We start from the raw sequence: 13,727 nt of genomic DNA on the forward strand, positions 1-13,727 counted from the left end.
GCACGAGCCCTCTTTTTTTATGACCTACCCCTTCGGTGCCACGAAAACAGACCTTGAGAAGGCCTTCCGCCTTCCAGACGCTCTCGTCATCACGGAAGCTCAGACGCAAGAGTCTGTTGAGATGACTGAGTCAGACCTTGCAACTGTGATGCTCGAGCACCCAGGCGTCTGACGCCATGGGTCCAAACGGGGGCTCTTTTTCTGCATAGCAACTGCCGCAAGCCATCAGAAAAATGACTCCTTGTGTACGCCCTTAATGCGTGGTGCTTTGCGCAGCTGCATCACAGGTGAAACACCAGCTGCAAGTCAATAGAACAATTTCATCTCCGAAGTTCTTGCTTTTTTAATTTTCTCTTGCACTCCTATTGCACTCCTGCGCCAAGGGAACAAGGCAAATAATCTTCATGGCTGCCTTAGCTTCACCGCCTATCACCTGATGGAGACGGCCAGCTGATTCACCCTTGTTCAAGCAATTGATTGAAGGCTAGAGAAACAGGATCAATTCACCCCGACAGATGTCTCAGTCGTTCCACTCCGCCCTGGTTCCTCCCCTGGTGAGGAATTTGCTGAATCTGAGCCATCTACTCAAAAGGGCCGATGCCCATGCTGAGTCCTGCGGCTACCCAATGGCTGTGCTGCTCTCCAGCCGACTGCATCCAGACATGTTCGATCTCACCCGTCAGGTGCAGATCAGCACTGACATCTCCCGACGGGGCGTGGCGCGCCTGTCCGGGCGGGACGCCCCGAGCATGGAGGACAACGAAACGGAGCTGAGTGAGCTGCTGGATCGGATCAACAGCAGTATTGCCTTCATCGAGAGCGTGCCGCCAGAGGAGTTCAACGGCGCCGAGCGACGTGAAATCAAGCTGCCCATCCCCTCAACCATGGGGGGCGGAGAACGGATCTTTCAAGGCGAGGACTTTCTGCGCTCCTTCGTTCTCCCCAACGTTTATTTCCATGTGACCACCGCATTCGCCATCCTTCGCCACAACGGCGTGCCGATCGGAAAATTCGATTACCTCTTGGGCGAAGAGGCTCCTTGAGGAGCTGCGAGGTGTTCTGGTTTAAGCCATGAGTACGCGGAGGCACTCGCTCAAGAGCAGTGCTTCCACGAAAGCTCTTCTTCACTCGTCCTCATCGATGTCGCTGATGTTGGCTTCATCAATATGCGTCGATGAATTGAAGATCGCGGCAGAGAACAACTGACACGCAAGTTGTATTTGCTATTGCCTTGCGTTTGTGTGCTTCTTCAGGAGAACTTCCATTGCCTGGACATGATCAACCGCTGCTGCTAACGCTCATGCCGGATCTTTGGCTTGTATTTCATTAAGACTTAAAAGTGCAAGGACGAACCAAAAAAGTGGTCCACGATTCTGTCCAGCAGCGGTTCGCTCAGGCGCTGATTGAGAAGCAGCGGTGCAGATGGGCGACGGCGTGATGGCGGTGGGGATTGCTGCTGCAAGGCCCCATCACTCCCAACCAGAAACTGCCATCTCCCTGAAACACCAGGACGGGTTTGGCAGCCCCCTTGCCATGGGATTCCAGCAGCGACATGCAGAGCTTTTCGGCCACTTCATGACCCTTGGGACGCATTCGCAGCCGCCGCAGTAAGGGGTCGACCTGGGAGAACGACACGAAGCTGGCACGCTCGGAATCCGTCACCAGGATCAGTCCATCCAGCCACTGCACCTCCAGCAGCAACTCCTCAATCGTGGACAGCAATGTTGGGAGGGGGAAAGCCAAAATCTCCTCCTTAATCTTTCCTTTATTTTTTAGAGCATCAGCCGGCCGGGTCGCAAGCGACGCGAACGAAGATTCATCAGTTCAAGCCCGCAGCAACAGCGCTCCCATCTGGCCGGCCATCAGGGAGCGATGACGTGCGGATGCGAAACCCGCATCCAGGGCAAGGCGTTCCTGGGCTGGTCCGTCGGGAAAGCAGCGCAGACTTTCCTCCAGGTAGGCGTAGTGCTCACGCAAGCCATTCGCAGCAGCCACCGGCACCACCAGATTGCGAAGATAAAACCTCTGAAACCGGCCAGCAGCAAGCTCCGAATCAAGCCGGTTGAAATCGAGCACCGCGGCCCGAGCCCCTGGCCTGAGCAGACGCCGCATCTCCCGCAGACCCGCGCCAGGGTCGCGCAGATTGCGCAGGCCATAGGCCATTACCGCCCCATCGGCGCAGCCGCTGTTGAGGCCCGTGTCCAGGGCATCACCCTGTAACCAGTCCACGGCCAGCCATGGCTCCCTGTCATGGCGACGACGGGCCTGCTGCAATGGCGCTGCGGCCGCATCCAAAGCGATCACCCGTCCCTTGGGGCGCAGCGTGCGGGCCAACTGCAGGGCAAGGTCGCCAGTACCGCAACAGAGATCCAGCCAAACGTCCCCAGGCCGCGGATCGACCCATCGCAACATCTGACGTTTCCAGACGCGATGCAGGCCGAGGCTCAACCAATCATTCAGACGGTCGTACCGCGGGGCGACCTCATCGAACAACTGCTCAACAGCAGCAGCATCACCAGGCTTCACAGGGGAATGCCGTTCAGAGCCATCACCATCACGGTTGCCAGGCCAACAGCGGCGGAACAGACCATGCAGCCAGCCAGCATCAAAGAAAATTCCTGCTGATCCAGCGCCGACTGCATCAGTTTCAGGGCCCAGGTGATCAACGCCACGATCACTCCAACGGCGACCAGTCCCACCGGCAACGCCCAAACGGAATCAAGCAGTGGATGCGCTGGTGGCATCAACGTGAAGAAATCTTCACCTTCAAATTAAGGCCTAACGAGCAGTCCTTGCGCTAACAGGGCGCTTTTGATCTCCTCGACGGTGAGCACCCCGTCATGGAGCAGGGAAGCCAGCAGGGCTGCAGAGGCATGCCCTCCCTCAGCACCGCCATCCAGTGCTGCAGCGATGTGATCGATGCATCCAGCCCCACCGGAGGCAATCACCGGAACCGATACGGCGTCAGCCACCGCGCGGGTCAGGGAGAGGTCATAACCCGCTTGTGTCCCGTCGCCGTCCATAGAGGTGAGGAGGATTTCGCCGGCACCAAGCGCGACCACCCGCTGAGCCCAGGCCACCGCATCCAGCCCTGTGTTCTCACGTCCCCCTTTGACAAAGACATCCCAGCTGCCGGAGGCATTACGGCGGGCGTCGATCGCCACCACGATGCACTGACAACCAAATCGATCGGCCCCTTCGGACACCAGCTCAGGACGGCGCACCGCAGACGAATTGAGACTGATTTTGTCCGCGCCGGCTCGCAACAACTCCGTCATGCCATCCACGGACTGAATGCCACCGCCGACGGTGAATGGAATGGTCACCGATTCCGCAGTTCTGCGCACCATGTCGATCAACGTGGCGCGCCCCTCGTGGCTGGCTGCAATGTCGAGAAACACCAGTTCATCGGCTCCTGCAGCGCTGTAGCGACAGGCCAGTTCCACCGGGTCGCCGGCATCACGAAGACCGACAAAATTGACGCCTTTGACCACGCGCCCGTCGGCAACATCGAGGCAGGGAATTAAACGCAGAGCCACCATCGTTTCGGCGCGAAAGCGACTGTTAGTGTTGCGCCACTCTTCAAGCCTCGCAGGCCATGTCACAGGCTGCATCGATCACGATCGGATCAAAGATCCGCGTCAGCCGTGTGCGTGACCGCATCCCCCAGAACCTGGTGAACCTGCTCAAGGAGGATTCGAGCGGAACCGTCACCGACTTCCGCACAGTGGATGGGAAAGGTATCGGTGTGGTGGTTGAGCTAAGCAATGGCTCCACCTGCTGGTTCTTCGAGGACGAGATCGTTCCTGCCTGAGGCCGCAACCAGTGAGTGACGCCCGCCAGCTCCTCGGTATGAAAGGTGCCTCGGGCACCAACAACATCTGGAAGCTGCGGCTTCAGCTGATGAAGCCCGTCACCTGGATTCCTTTGATCTGGGGTGTGCTCTGCGGTGCCGCCGCCAGTGGTCATTACGAATGGAACGTTGATCACTTCCTTGCAGCGATCGCCTGCATGGTGATGAGTGGCCCGCTACTGGCCGGTTATACCCAGACGATCAACGACTACTACGACAGGGACATCGACGCGATCAACGAGCCGTACCGTCCGATTCCTTCTGGAGCGATCCCTCTGCTGCAGGTGAAAGTGCAGATCTGGGTGCTGCTTCTTGCAGGCCTGGCCGTGGCCTGGGGACTTGATCAATGGGCCGGCCACAGCACGCCAGTCCTTTTCCTGCTGGCACTGGGGGGCTCCTTTGTCAGCTTCATCTATTCGGCACCTCCGCTGAAGCTCAAACAGAACGGCTGGTTGGGGAACTATGCCCTTGGTGCCAGTTACATCGCTCTGCCCTGGTGGGCTGGCCAGGCCCTCTTCGGCCAGCTCACCTGGAGCACAGCCCTGCTGACCTTGGCCTACAGCCTGGCCGGCCTGGGCATTGCCGTCGTCAATGACTTCAAAAGCGTGGAGGGTGACCGAGCCCTGGGTCTGCAGTCCTTGCCGGTGGTCTTTGGCATCCAGCGTGCGAGCTGGATCAGTGCAGGAATGATCGACGGGTTCCAATTGGCGATGGTTGCCGTTCTGATCGTGATCGGTCAGCATTTCGCGGCTGTTCTGTTGGTGTTGCTGGTTGTGCCTCAAATCACCTTCCAGGACATCTGGCTGCTGCGGGATCCCGTTGCCTACGACGTGAAATACCAGGCCAGCGCCCAGCCTTTTCTCGTTCTGGGCATGTTGGTGACTGCCTTGGCCATCGGCCACAGCCCTTTGATTCAGGTGATGTGAGCCGCACCCGCCTGCACTGGGCTCTGATTGCCGGTTCCGCCGCTGCCATCGGAGCTGGAGCAGCCCTGGGCACCAGGGCTGTGGTCCAGATCGTCGACGCGACCCTCCCAGACGCTCGGGGGATCGCCAATTTCAATCGACCGGGAACCATCACCCTGCTGGCCAGTGATGGAAAGGTGATTCAGAAGCTGGGTCCGGCGACCAGAGACAAGGTGAAGGCCGGGAAAATGCCATTGCTGGTGAAGCAGGCCTTCATCGCAGCAGAGGACCGGCGCTTCTACGAGCACGACGGCATCGATACCTGGGGCGTGGCGCGGGCCCTGATGACCAACCTGAAGGAAGGCGCCGTCCGCGAGGGGGCCAGCACGATCACCCAGCAGCTGGCGCGCACCGTTTTTCTCAGCCAAGACCGCACCATCACACGAAAGCTGAAGGAGGCGGCACTGGCGATGAAACTCGAGCGCCAGCTCAGCAAACAGCAAATTCTCGAGCAATACCTCAATTACGTTTATCTGGGATCAAGCGCCTACGGCGTTGCCGATGCCGCCTGGATTTACTTCAGCAAGCAGCCCGATCAGCTCACGACCGCCGAAGCCGCCCTGATTGCAGGACTACCGCCAGCACCGTCGGTGTACTCACCGCTGGTGAATCCGGACATTGCCAGGCAGCGACGCGCCATTGTGCTCGACCGCATGGCGCAGTCAGGGTTCATCACCGCCGGCGAGGCCGAACTGGCCAGGAACAGCCCCCTTGACCTCAAACCCGCCACACCTAAATATTTCAATAGTGCTGCGCCATTCTTCACCAGCTGGGTGGCTCAGGAGCTGCCCAAGATCCTCAGCCTGGATCAGTTGGAGGTGGGGGGTCTGGAGGTCCGGACAAGTATCGATCTTGACTGGCAGACCAAAGCGCTAGAGGTGATCCGGAGCAACGCACCGTTCGACACCGAGGGAGCTCTGGTGTCGATCGAACCGGGGACCGGACTGGTGAGGGTGATGGTGGGCGGCATGAGCTTTAGCCAGAGCCAGTTCAATCGGGCGACGCAGGCACTGAGATCACCAGGATCCACGTTCAAACTGTTTCCTTATGCAGCAGCATTGGACAGCGGCATCAAGCCGGAGACCATCTTCATCGACAAGGCCCGCTGCTGGGGAAAGTACTGCCCCAAAAATTTCGGAGGGAAGTACCTGGGCAAGGTCTCTCTTGCCGACGCCCTGAAGAACTCTCTCAACACTGTGGCCGTTGAACTTCAGGACAAGGTGGGATTTGACGCCATCATCGACATCGCCAACGGTTTCAACATCGGAACCAGCCGTCCGCTCGGTAAGTACTACCCAATGGCGATCGGCGCCTACGAGCAGACCGTGCTCGACATGGCCACGGCCTATGCCGCAGTGACGAACCGGGGCGTTTTCGTGAAGGCCACGCCATTCGAGGAAATCCGGGGGCCTGGCGGAGAAGTGCTGTGGAGCCGTCGAGTTGACGGCGATCGCGGCAGCCGCGCTCTCGACAGTGATGTTGCCGACGCCATGAACTGGATGCTGCAGCGTGTGGTGACCGGTGGCACCGGCATTGCGGCCAAGCTTGATGACCGACCGGTTGCCGGCAAGACCGGCACCTCCGAAGGTGGTCGCGATCTCTGGTTCATCGGCTCGATTCCTCAGCTGACCACTGCCGTCTGGTTCGGATACGACAACAATCGCGAAACCAAGAGCAGTAGCGGCGAAGCGGCCTGGGCCTGGAATCAGTTCATGATCAAGATCAAGGGGGGAATACCTGTGAGCTACTTCCCCAAAAAGCCCGTGCTGAACAGGAAGTTCACGCCACCCGGCAAAAAGGACAAAACCAAGCGCGATCAGAAATCCCCTTACCGCGGCTACGAGTACGAGCCGGTCCCTCGCTTCGACGATTCTCCCTACGCCCCGCCGGACTATCCCAACGAGCCCTATGCAGCCCCGGGGCCGGCAACCGATTACGCACCTCCAGCAGCACCGGCACCCGAACCTGCTTACGAAGCACCACCACCACCGGCCTATGAAGCACCGCCGCCTCCGCCACCGGCAGCCGAGGGCCCCCGCAACTGGCTGGTTCCCCAGGTGCAGGACCGCTGATCAGCCTCTGTGTTGCAGGACAGCGCTGTAAAAACCATCGCCGCCCTGCGGATCATCCGGCCAGCTCTGGTGCTCGGAGACGCACTTGAGGTCTGGGCAGGCATTCAGCAACACAGCAATCTGTTCAGCGTTTTCCGCTGGATGCAGTGTGCAGGTGGCATAAACCAGGCGCCCACCTGGCGCGAGCAGCGGCAGCAGACTGCTGAGCAACTGAGCCTGCAAGGGCAACAATCCCTCGATCGCTTCCGGTGTGATGCGCCAGCGGGCATCGGGATGGCGAGCGAGGGTTCCCAGGCCTGAACAGGGAGCATCCACCAGGATTGCCTGGAAATAGGCATGCCACTGCGGCCTGATGGAAACAAGCTCTATGGCATCGGCTGCCAACACTTGCACACTGTCGATGCCAAGACGCGCAGCATTGGCAGCGACCCGTTGCAAGCGCCCGGCGGAGCGATCCACCGCCCAGAGCTCCCCTTGATCGCCGATGAGCTCAGCCAGATGCGTGGCCTTGCCTCCTGGCGCTGCACAGGCATCAAGAATCCGCTCTCCCTGGGCTGGAGCCAAGAGAGGTGCCACCCGTTGGGCGGCTCGATCCTGCACAGACCAATGGCCCTCCTCGTACCCGGGCCAACGACGCAGATCGCCGTTGTGGTTCAGCACCTCGAGCCCATCCGGACAGCCAGGAATCGGCTGTGTGGCGATGTCCACCGCTGCCAGGGCTTCGGCCACCTGGTCCGGGCTGGCCTTGAGCTGATTGATCCGCAGATCCAGGGGCGGAACCTGATTACAGGCGCTCGCAACTGCGGCAGCCCCCGACTCGCCTCGCCATTGCAGCAGAAGGGCCGTGAACCAATCCGGCAGCGATTGCTGGAGGGCCAGTGAACCGGCAGGATCCGCCGGCAGCGCTAGCCCCTCTCCGGCATCACGGGCGCGTAACGCGCCCCGCAGCAGTCCATTCACCACGGGAGCCAGGCGCGCCAAACCCACCGCCTTGGCCAGCTCCACGCTGGTGTTCACAGCAGCGGACGCGGGAATCCGCTCCATCCAGAACAGCTGGTACAACCCCAGATGCAACAGCCAACGCAGCTTGGGCGGCTGCTTCAAGGCTGGGACTTTGCCGAGCCGATCCAGCCAGGCATCCAGCCATCGCCGGCGGCGGATGGCGCCGTAGGCAAGCTCGGTGGCCAAACCACGGTCCTGCCCCTGCAAAGGTTTGTCCCGCAAAGCTCGTTCAAGAGCCACATCGGCGTAGGCCCCTGCCGAAACGGCCAGCAACACCTCCCAGGCCAAACGCCGCGACGCCAATCCGGTGATCGCTGAAGCGGGCAAGGGGGACATTCATCTACCTCCAGAACTAGCGTCCGGTCGCCAGAGGAACTGGCGCAATGGCAGCCGGCCCTGCTCATCGACGGGGATGCCTTCGGCCATCAACAACTCTCGCTGGATCCAGTCGCTGCCCTCACGGCTGAGGCTCATCGAGATCCGGCCCTGGGCATTCACCACCCGATGCCAAGGCACCTCGGAAGGCAACTTGAGCCGCCGCAGAGCCCAGCCCACCTGGCGAGCACAGCCCCAGGCACCGATCAGATCGGCGATCTGGCCGTAGGTGGCCAACTGTCCACGCGGAATGCGGGTCACCACACAAAGAACACGACGATCGAAGGAAACCTCCATCAAGTCCAGTCAAAGGAGCGATAGTTCGTCAAAGTAGAAATCACGTCCAAAGGGTGTATGTCCAACAAATCCGTCAAGAAGCTCAAGACAAGAGTTCTGCGCTCATCAAAGGGCAGCAAGGTCAGCGAGGGAGACAACTTGCTTGTCTATTACGTCGGCACCCTGATGAATGGTGATCGTTTCGACGCCAATTTTGATTTCACCAGTTTTCAATCTCCAACCAATAATTACTTCACGTCCGATGAGCAATTCATCCTGGGACCCGGAAACGTCAATCCCTTCGAGTTCACCATCGGTGCTGGGCAGGTTATTGAAGGTTGGGATCAGGCTTTAAAGAATCGACGACTGGGTGAGGTGCTGCATCTCACCATCCCCGCGGATCTTGCCTACGGAGATGTTGAAAGACCTGGGATTCCCGCTGACAGTGCTCTGAGCTTCGCGGTAGAACTTTTGGGATCAATTCCAGAAGATGAAACCGTACCAGTCTTTCCCACTTTGGAAGACGTCAATATTGACCCAGCATTACTTGGGCTCACCTCTAACGATTACGAAAACCTTGATCAGCTCAAGATCGGACTGGATGGAAACGATCGCATTAATGGTGATAACGATAGTGATCTGCTGATCGGCCTCAAGGGCAATGACACCTTGATGGGAGCAGCAGGTGCTGACCTGCTGATTGGTGGTCAGGGCAAGAACCACTTTCTTTTCACGGAACCGAATGATTCACCGGACGCCAAGGGCGAGAGAGACAAGATTCTCGATTTCGGAAAGAAAGACAAAATCAACCTGCGCGCCATGGCCGATTCTCTGCAGTTCATCGGATCTGACAAGTTCAGCGGTGCAAATGGCGACGTACGGTTCGCCAAGGAAACCCTCTCTGTTGATGTGGATGGCGATCAGTCCGCAGATTTTGCGGTGAATTTGCCAGGCACCACATCATTCAAGAGATCAAACCTTCTGCTCTGACCACACCCACCGCCCATGCCCCTGCTGCCGCGCCGGTTTGAGCGGCTCAAATCCGTGCTCAATCGCCGCATGGCGGATCTCACGGTGCTGCTCGAACACGTGGAAAAGCCCCACAACCTCTCAGCAATTTTGCGGAGCTGCGACGCGGTGGGGGCGCTGGAAGCTCACGCCGTCAGTCTTGATGGACGTCCGCGCACCTTCAACAGCACTGCTCAGGGCAGTCAGAAATGGGTGGCCTTGCGGGACCACCCCGACATCACATCCGCCATTGAGCACCTCAAAGGCAAGGGCTTTCGGCTGTATGGCACCCACCTCGGGGTGAACGCGCGGGATTACCGCGAGTGCGACTTCACAAAACCGACGGCCTTCGTGCTCGGCGCCGAGAAATGGGGCCTGACGGATCGGGCCCGCGATCTGATGGATGAGGCCCTCTACATCCCCATGCGCGGCATGGTGCAGTCCCTGAATGTGTCCGTGGCCAGCGCCACGCTTCTGTTCGAGGCGCTGCGGCAACGAGAGCGCAACGGAACGGCCCCTACAGAGGGGGAGGGACTGACCCCAGAACACTATGCGCAGCTGCTGTTCGAGTGGTCCTACCCGGACGTGGCTGACTGGTGTCGCCGGGAGGATCGCCCCTATCCACCGCTCAGTGAGGAGGGCGAACTGATGGAGGACTTACCCCGCAACGTAAAGCTGCGCTGCTGATCCGAAGGAAAGTCTTGTATCCCTGAGAACACTGAGCCATAACTGAATTCACCCATCGAGGTTGCAATGGAGCAAAAGCCACTGCATCAGTTCGCCGTCACTTACCACTGCGGCAATGAATGGGGAGAGGAGATGCTCCAATCCACGGATCTGGGCGATGCCGTGGAGGCCGCCCATGCCCTCTTCCCATCCTCCTGCAGGATTTCCATCCGAGAGGTGAAGCACCCGCAGAACAGCTCTATCTGAAGAGCCCTAAAAACAGCCGTGCAGGATCGCCGTGATCCTGTTCAGAAACGAATCAGCACGCTGTCGCTGTCCCGCGTTTTGGGTCTGGGTGTGATCTCACCTCCAGCCTGGGGAAGCCGCATCGCTACCGCCAGCGTCAGCAATTCCAGCAGCAGGTTGTGGCCAAACAACAGCACCACAAGGGCAGCTGTCGTGGCCAACAGTTTCTCCAGGAACCCGATCACATCGTCGGAATTATTCCGGCCTTTCAGCCACAAACCCACGGCCACGGCCATCAACAGAATGCTGATCCACCAGGGCATGGAGGCAAGCTCAGATGTGATCAGTCTGACGCTGGACGCCCTTCTCCGCCGCTGACCCAGGCTTCAATGCCTTCCCCAAGGAAGGAGAGGCCCAGCACCAGGATGAACATGGCCAGCCCTGGATAGATGGCCGTCCACCAAACCCCTGTGGGCACGGCTGCAAGGGCGAGGTTGAGATCACCACCCCATTCGGGAACCGTCTCCGGCAAACCCAACCCGAGAAACCCCAAGCCCCCCAGCACCAGAACGGCATCGGCGGCATTGAGGGTGAGCAGAACAGGCACCGAGGTGATCACATTGCGGAAGAGGTAACGCCGCAGAATCCAAACCGGACCGGCCCCGAGCGACTGCGCCGCCTCCACAAACAATTCACTTTTCACCTGGGCTGTCTGATTGCGCACCACCCGGAAGTACTGCGGCACGTACACCACGCACAGGGCCGCAGCCGCATTGGGGATCCCCTTACCCAGCAGGAATGCCAGCACCACCGAAAGCAACAGCACCGGAAGGGTGTACAGCGTGTCCATCAGCAGCACCAGCAAGCGATCCACGGCGCCACCGAGGTAGCCACTCACCATGCCGAGGGGCACTCCGATCAACAGGGCCAGACCCACCGCCAGCAGCACTACCTGGAGAGCGACACCGCTGCCGGCCATGGTGCGTACACACACATCCCTTCCCAGGCGATCAGTACCGCACCAGTGCGTGAGATTGGGGGCCTCGTAGATCGGATTGCTCAGTCCCGCATTGGCATCGGGCAACAGTCCCAGGACCATCAGCACGGGGGTGATCAGGGCAACAGCGGCGTAAATGGCCACGATCACCAGCCCCCAGCGGGCCATTCGGGTGGAAAGACTGGGGATCAACTTTGATGCACAACACTTGAAAACATCATCTCGTAGGTCTTGGCTCAAATGCTTTCAAGGTGCAGTCCTGGCGAAAGATTTGACATCGACACACAATTCTCTAATCCAAGGAAGAGCATTTTATTTTCAGGAAGGTTCGAGGGACTCAAAAAAACCATAATTTTGGCGCGCCCCACAAAAGACTGATTAAGTATGGCGCTTTCTACCGAAATATTTGAACAGACAATTTCCAAAGCTACGTACGGCAATAAGCTCCAGAAGCGCTAAACCCACTCTTCAATACACGAAGCACCTATAAAAAATGCTTAAGAAAATTTTAATTCCGAAATGAACTTAACGGATCTAGCCATGCTTAAGAAGGCAGAAAATTGCTTCGACTAGAACCAAATCCAAAAAAGAAGCCCATCCTTTTAAGAGGCAGGGCTTTTTGCAAAAACCCAATCGCAAAAGCAGACAGATCAATGCCTTGACCATGAACAAACCAGGGGCGGAACATTATTCAAGAAAGCCAGAAAGTCAAAACAATGGCTTCGCTCTTCCAGTAGTTGTGATCATAGGTCTATTTCTGATTATTAGCGGACTCACGCTTGCAGCGCAAATGTTTCAGTCCTTGGTTGCCTCCAGAAAAACTAATTTTCACCAGCAATCATTTGACATTGCCGAAACAGGCTTAACGCAAATCACCAGACAATTGAATAGTGAATACAGATATCTTTTAATCAACTGTTATCGAGAAAACGAAGCAATCACATTCGACTCAAAAAGCAGCTGCAATAATGTCGACATCGGTGGCTGGAATCAAAATGCATCTCCATTACCCATTGTCTCAGGATCTACTTGCCCTGATGAAAACGGACAACCAATAGAGACAGCAAATTATTCTGACGGAATTGTTTTACAAGGCACTATCGACTTGGAGCCTCAAAACAACGATGGAATACCTCTAGTTGGAGAATGGGGCCTTGAGAGCTACACATTTTACGGCAACCAACTAACTGGGGGGAAGGGAGTCATCACGGTTCAAGGCAAACGCATCAATAGAAGTGGGGAGACCGTGGCTACTACCATTTTAAAAAAAACAATGCTGATCAAGAGCAAACCATGTGAACGCACGCTCTTACAGACACATGATCCTAAATACCTACCAGGCTTGATAGCCAGATCAATCAATCTAAGAAAAGACGATGTGATCGGCGGCCCTTTCTCCCATATTATTTGCACTGGATGTGAAGAAACTGATGATATCAATAAGCATGGTGATAGTGTTGTAGATGGTTTCCCATTCACTGGCTCCGTAATACTTCCAGATGTGCCAACATTCCCTTCTGAGTTACTGGAAGCTGTTTCAATTGGTGATATCACCCCACAAGGCGATGAATCGATCAGGATTGAATCACCTAATGAGCCCTTTAAAGCCTTTGACCCCCTCTGCATTGGATGCGAAGGAACAAGTCATATCAGACCTGAAGGAGGTGATCCCATGTGCGTAACAGATGAGAAGATGCGTGTCCACTGCCGATTCAACGACATCAACCTTGAAGGATCTGAAAACGTCATCGTTAATACAGCCGGAGGAAGTAGACCTGTTTTTATCTACCTGGAGGGAGATCTAAACACTTCAAATAATTCTAATCTCGTAAATCAAGGCGGTAAATCATCTGACCTTGTGATTATTGGAAATGCAAGCTGCCAAGTCAATGAGGACCGATATCAAAATATTACTCTGAGTGGTGCAAACACATTGAAAAGCTTTATTTATGCACCCTGTGCTTCTGTCACCATCATCAACAGCCCTAACAACAACAACGCGCAGTGCCCAAACGACCAGCAGAGGAATGCAGAATTTGACAATCAATCTGAAGGGGAAGAGCCAAGAGTATGCAGTCAAGGTGACCTAGATGGTGCTGCTTGGGTTAGAGATTGGGACTCAGATGCAGCGAATACTTCTGCGGAAATAACTGTACCTTCTGATCTTAGCACTCAACTGACCGATCAATTTGGGCCTAGCTTTACAGCAGGTCCAAGCGATTTTGTGGCAGTTGGTACAACTGACTGGGAAATGTCTCGATAAATAC

16 protein-coding genes are annotated in these 13,727 nt (G+C 57.1%); 8 read left to right on the plus strand and 8 right to left on the minus strand.

The window, feature by feature from the left end; translation table 11 throughout:
* Window positions 1-515: 515 nt before the first annotated feature.
* The gene (locus SYN9616_RS0107380) at window positions 516-1,043 is read left to right on the plus strand and encodes a DUF1993 family protein (RefSeq protein WP_028952516.1); all 528 of its coding nucleotides are present in this window, start codon (window positions 516-518) and stop codon (window positions 1,041-1,043) included.
* Window positions 1,044-1,392: 349 nt separating this feature from the next.
* Here SYN9616_RS0107380 and SYN9616_RS0107385 read toward each other — a convergent pair whose 3' ends face one another.
* The 4 genes from SYN9616_RS0107385 to hisF form a co-directional block, all read right to left on the minus strand.
* Entirely contained in the window at window positions 1,393-1,743 is a 351-nt protein-coding gene (locus SYN9616_RS0107385) for a hypothetical protein (RefSeq protein WP_028952517.1), read from the minus strand.
* Window positions 1,744-1,824: 81 nt separating this feature from the next.
* On the minus strand, window positions 1,825-2,526 hold the full coding sequence (ubiE, locus tag SYN9616_RS0107390) for a bifunctional demethylmenaquinone methyltransferase/2-methoxy-6-polyprenyl-1,4-benzoquinol methylase UbiE (RefSeq protein WP_028952518.1): 702 nt from the start codon (window positions 2,524-2,526) through the stop codon (window positions 1,825-1,827).
* Window positions 2,523-2,744: a hypothetical protein gene (locus SYN9616_RS0107395; protein ID WP_028952519.1), complete on the minus strand. Its 222-nt coding sequence runs from the start codon at window positions 2,742-2,744 to the stop codon at window positions 2,523-2,525. The genes ubiE and SYN9616_RS0107395 overlap by 4 nt, the downstream gene beginning before the upstream one ends.
* A gap of 27 nt (window positions 2,745-2,771) precedes the next feature.
* Entirely contained in the window at window positions 2,772-3,542 is a 771-nt protein-coding gene (hisF, locus tag SYN9616_RS0107400) for an imidazole glycerol phosphate synthase subunit HisF (RefSeq protein WP_028952520.1), read from the minus strand.
* A gap of 56 nt (window positions 3,543-3,598) precedes the next feature.
* Here hisF and SYN9616_RS0107405 point away from each other — a divergent pair, with 56 nt between their 5' ends.
* From SYN9616_RS0107405 to SYN9616_RS0107415, 3 genes are read left to right on the plus strand one after another with little or no spacing between them, the layout of a single operon-like run.
* Window positions 3,599-3,814, plus strand: coding sequence for a DUF2862 domain-containing protein (locus SYN9616_RS0107405; protein WP_028952521.1), 216 nt, complete (start codon window positions 3,599-3,601; stop codon window positions 3,812-3,814).
* Between the two features lie 11 nt (window positions 3,815-3,825).
* Window positions 3,826-4,779: a chlorophyll synthase ChlG gene (gene chlG, locus SYN9616_RS0107410; RefSeq protein WP_028952522.1), complete on the plus strand. Its 954-nt coding sequence runs from the start codon at window positions 3,826-3,828 to the stop codon at window positions 4,777-4,779.
* Window positions 4,776-6,890 carry a transglycosylase domain-containing protein gene (locus tag SYN9616_RS0107415; RefSeq protein WP_028952523.1) on the plus strand — a complete coding sequence of 705 codons (2,115 nt, stop codon included), beginning with the start codon at window positions 4,776-4,778 and terminating at the stop codon, window positions 6,888-6,890. The genes chlG and SYN9616_RS0107415 overlap by 4 nt, the downstream gene beginning before the upstream one ends.
* Here the strand turns inward: SYN9616_RS0107415 and SYN9616_RS0107420 are convergent, their stop codons facing one another.
* Window positions 6,891-8,228 (minus strand): 16S rRNA (cytosine(967)-C(5))-methyltransferase, encoded by a 1,338-nt coding sequence (locus SYN9616_RS0107420; protein ID WP_028952524.1) that lies wholly within the window; start codon window positions 8,226-8,228, stop codon window positions 6,891-6,893.
* Window positions 8,229-8,564 carry an MGMT family protein gene (locus tag SYN9616_RS0107425; protein ID WP_028952525.1) on the minus strand — a complete coding sequence of 112 codons (336 nt, stop codon included), beginning with the start codon at window positions 8,562-8,564 and terminating at the stop codon, window positions 8,229-8,231.
* Window positions 8,565-8,621: 57 nt separating this feature from the next.
* On the opposite strand from SYN9616_RS0107425, the gene SYN9616_RS16115 reads away from it, so the two are divergent.
* The 3 genes from SYN9616_RS16115 (at window position 8,622) to SYN9616_RS17940 (ending at window position 10,484) form a co-directional block, all read left to right on the plus strand.
* Complete coding sequence (locus SYN9616_RS16115) at window positions 8,622-9,533, plus strand: FKBP-type peptidyl-prolyl cis-trans isomerase (protein WP_028952526.1); 912 nt, start codon at window positions 8,622-8,624, stop codon at window positions 9,531-9,533.
* Window positions 9,534-9,548: 15 nt separating this feature from the next.
* Window positions 9,549-10,238, plus strand: a complete 690-nt coding sequence (trmH, locus tag SYN9616_RS0107435; RefSeq protein ID WP_028952527.1) for a tRNA (guanosine(18)-2'-O)-methyltransferase TrmH — start codon at window positions 9,549-9,551, stop codon at window positions 10,236-10,238.
* A gap of 66 nt (window positions 10,239-10,304) precedes the next feature.
* Window positions 10,305-10,484, plus strand: coding sequence for a hypothetical protein (locus SYN9616_RS17940; protein ID WP_028952528.1), 180 nt, complete (start codon window positions 10,305-10,307; stop codon window positions 10,482-10,484).
* Window positions 10,485-10,525: 41 nt separating this feature from the next.
* Here the strand turns inward: SYN9616_RS17940 and SYN9616_RS0107445 are convergent, their stop codons facing one another.
* Together SYN9616_RS0107445 and SYN9616_RS0107450 are read right to left on the minus strand one after the other, a co-directional pair.
* On the minus strand, window positions 10,526-10,786 hold the full coding sequence (locus SYN9616_RS0107445; protein WP_028952529.1) for a hypothetical protein: 261 nt from the start codon (window positions 10,784-10,786) through the stop codon (window positions 10,526-10,528).
* Window positions 10,787-10,806: 20 nt separating this feature from the next.
* On the minus strand, window positions 10,807-11,628 hold the full coding sequence (locus SYN9616_RS0107450; protein WP_028952530.1) for an ABC transporter permease: 822 nt from the start codon (window positions 11,626-11,628) through the stop codon (window positions 10,807-10,809).
* A gap of 451 nt (window positions 11,629-12,079) precedes the next feature.
* Here SYN9616_RS0107450 and SYN9616_RS17250 point away from each other — a divergent pair, with 451 nt between their 5' ends.
* On the plus strand, window positions 12,080-13,723 hold the full coding sequence (locus SYN9616_RS17250; protein ID WP_232200166.1) for a hypothetical protein: 1,644 nt from the start codon (window positions 12,080-12,082) through the stop codon (window positions 13,721-13,723).
* Window positions 13,724-13,727: the final 4 nt, after the last annotated feature.

Origin of the sequence: Synechococcus sp. CC9616 (assembly GCF_000515235.1) — a bacterium.
Classification (GTDB): domain Bacteria; phylum Cyanobacteriota; class Cyanobacteriia; order PCC-6307; family Cyanobiaceae; genus Parasynechococcus.

Coding starts and splice junctions, on each gene's coding strand:
- SYN9616_RS0107450 (WP_028952530.1), bottom strand. CDS start 11,628: ATGGCCCGCTGGGGGCTGGTGATCGTGGCCATTTACGCCGCTGTTGCC.
- SYN9616_RS0107425 (WP_028952525.1), bottom strand. CDS start 8,564: ATGGAGGTTTCCTTCGATCGTCGTGTTCTTTGTGTGGTGACCCGCATT.
- SYN9616_RS0107420 (WP_028952524.1), bottom strand. CDS start 8,228: ATGTCCCCCTTGCCCGCTTCAGCGATCACCGGATTGGCGTCGCGGCGT.
- trmH (WP_028952527.1), top strand. CDS start 9,549: ATGCCCCTGCTGCCGCGCCGGTTTGAGCGGCTCAAATCCGTGCTCAAT.
- SYN9616_RS0107395 (WP_028952519.1), bottom strand. CDS start 2,744: ATGCCACCAGCGCATCCACTGCTTGATTCCGTTTGGGCGTTGCCGGTG.
- SYN9616_RS0107380 (WP_028952516.1), top strand. CDS start 516: ATGTCTCAGTCGTTCCACTCCGCCCTGGTTCCTCCCCTGGTGAGGAAT.
- SYN9616_RS16115 (WP_028952526.1), top strand. CDS start 8,622: ATGTCCAACAAATCCGTCAAGAAGCTCAAGACAAGAGTTCTGCGCTCA.
- hisF (WP_028952520.1), bottom strand. CDS start 3,542: ATGGTGGCTCTGCGTTTAATTCCCTGCCTCGATGTTGCCGACGGGCGC.
- SYN9616_RS17940 (WP_028952528.1), top strand. CDS start 10,305: ATGGAGCAAAAGCCACTGCATCAGTTCGCCGTCACTTACCACTGCGGC.
- SYN9616_RS0107445 (WP_028952529.1), bottom strand. CDS start 10,786: ATGCCCTGGTGGATCAGCATTCTGTTGATGGCCGTGGCCGTGGGTTTG.
- SYN9616_RS0107405 (WP_028952521.1), top strand. CDS start 3,599: ATGTCACAGGCTGCATCGATCACGATCGGATCAAAGATCCGCGTCAGC.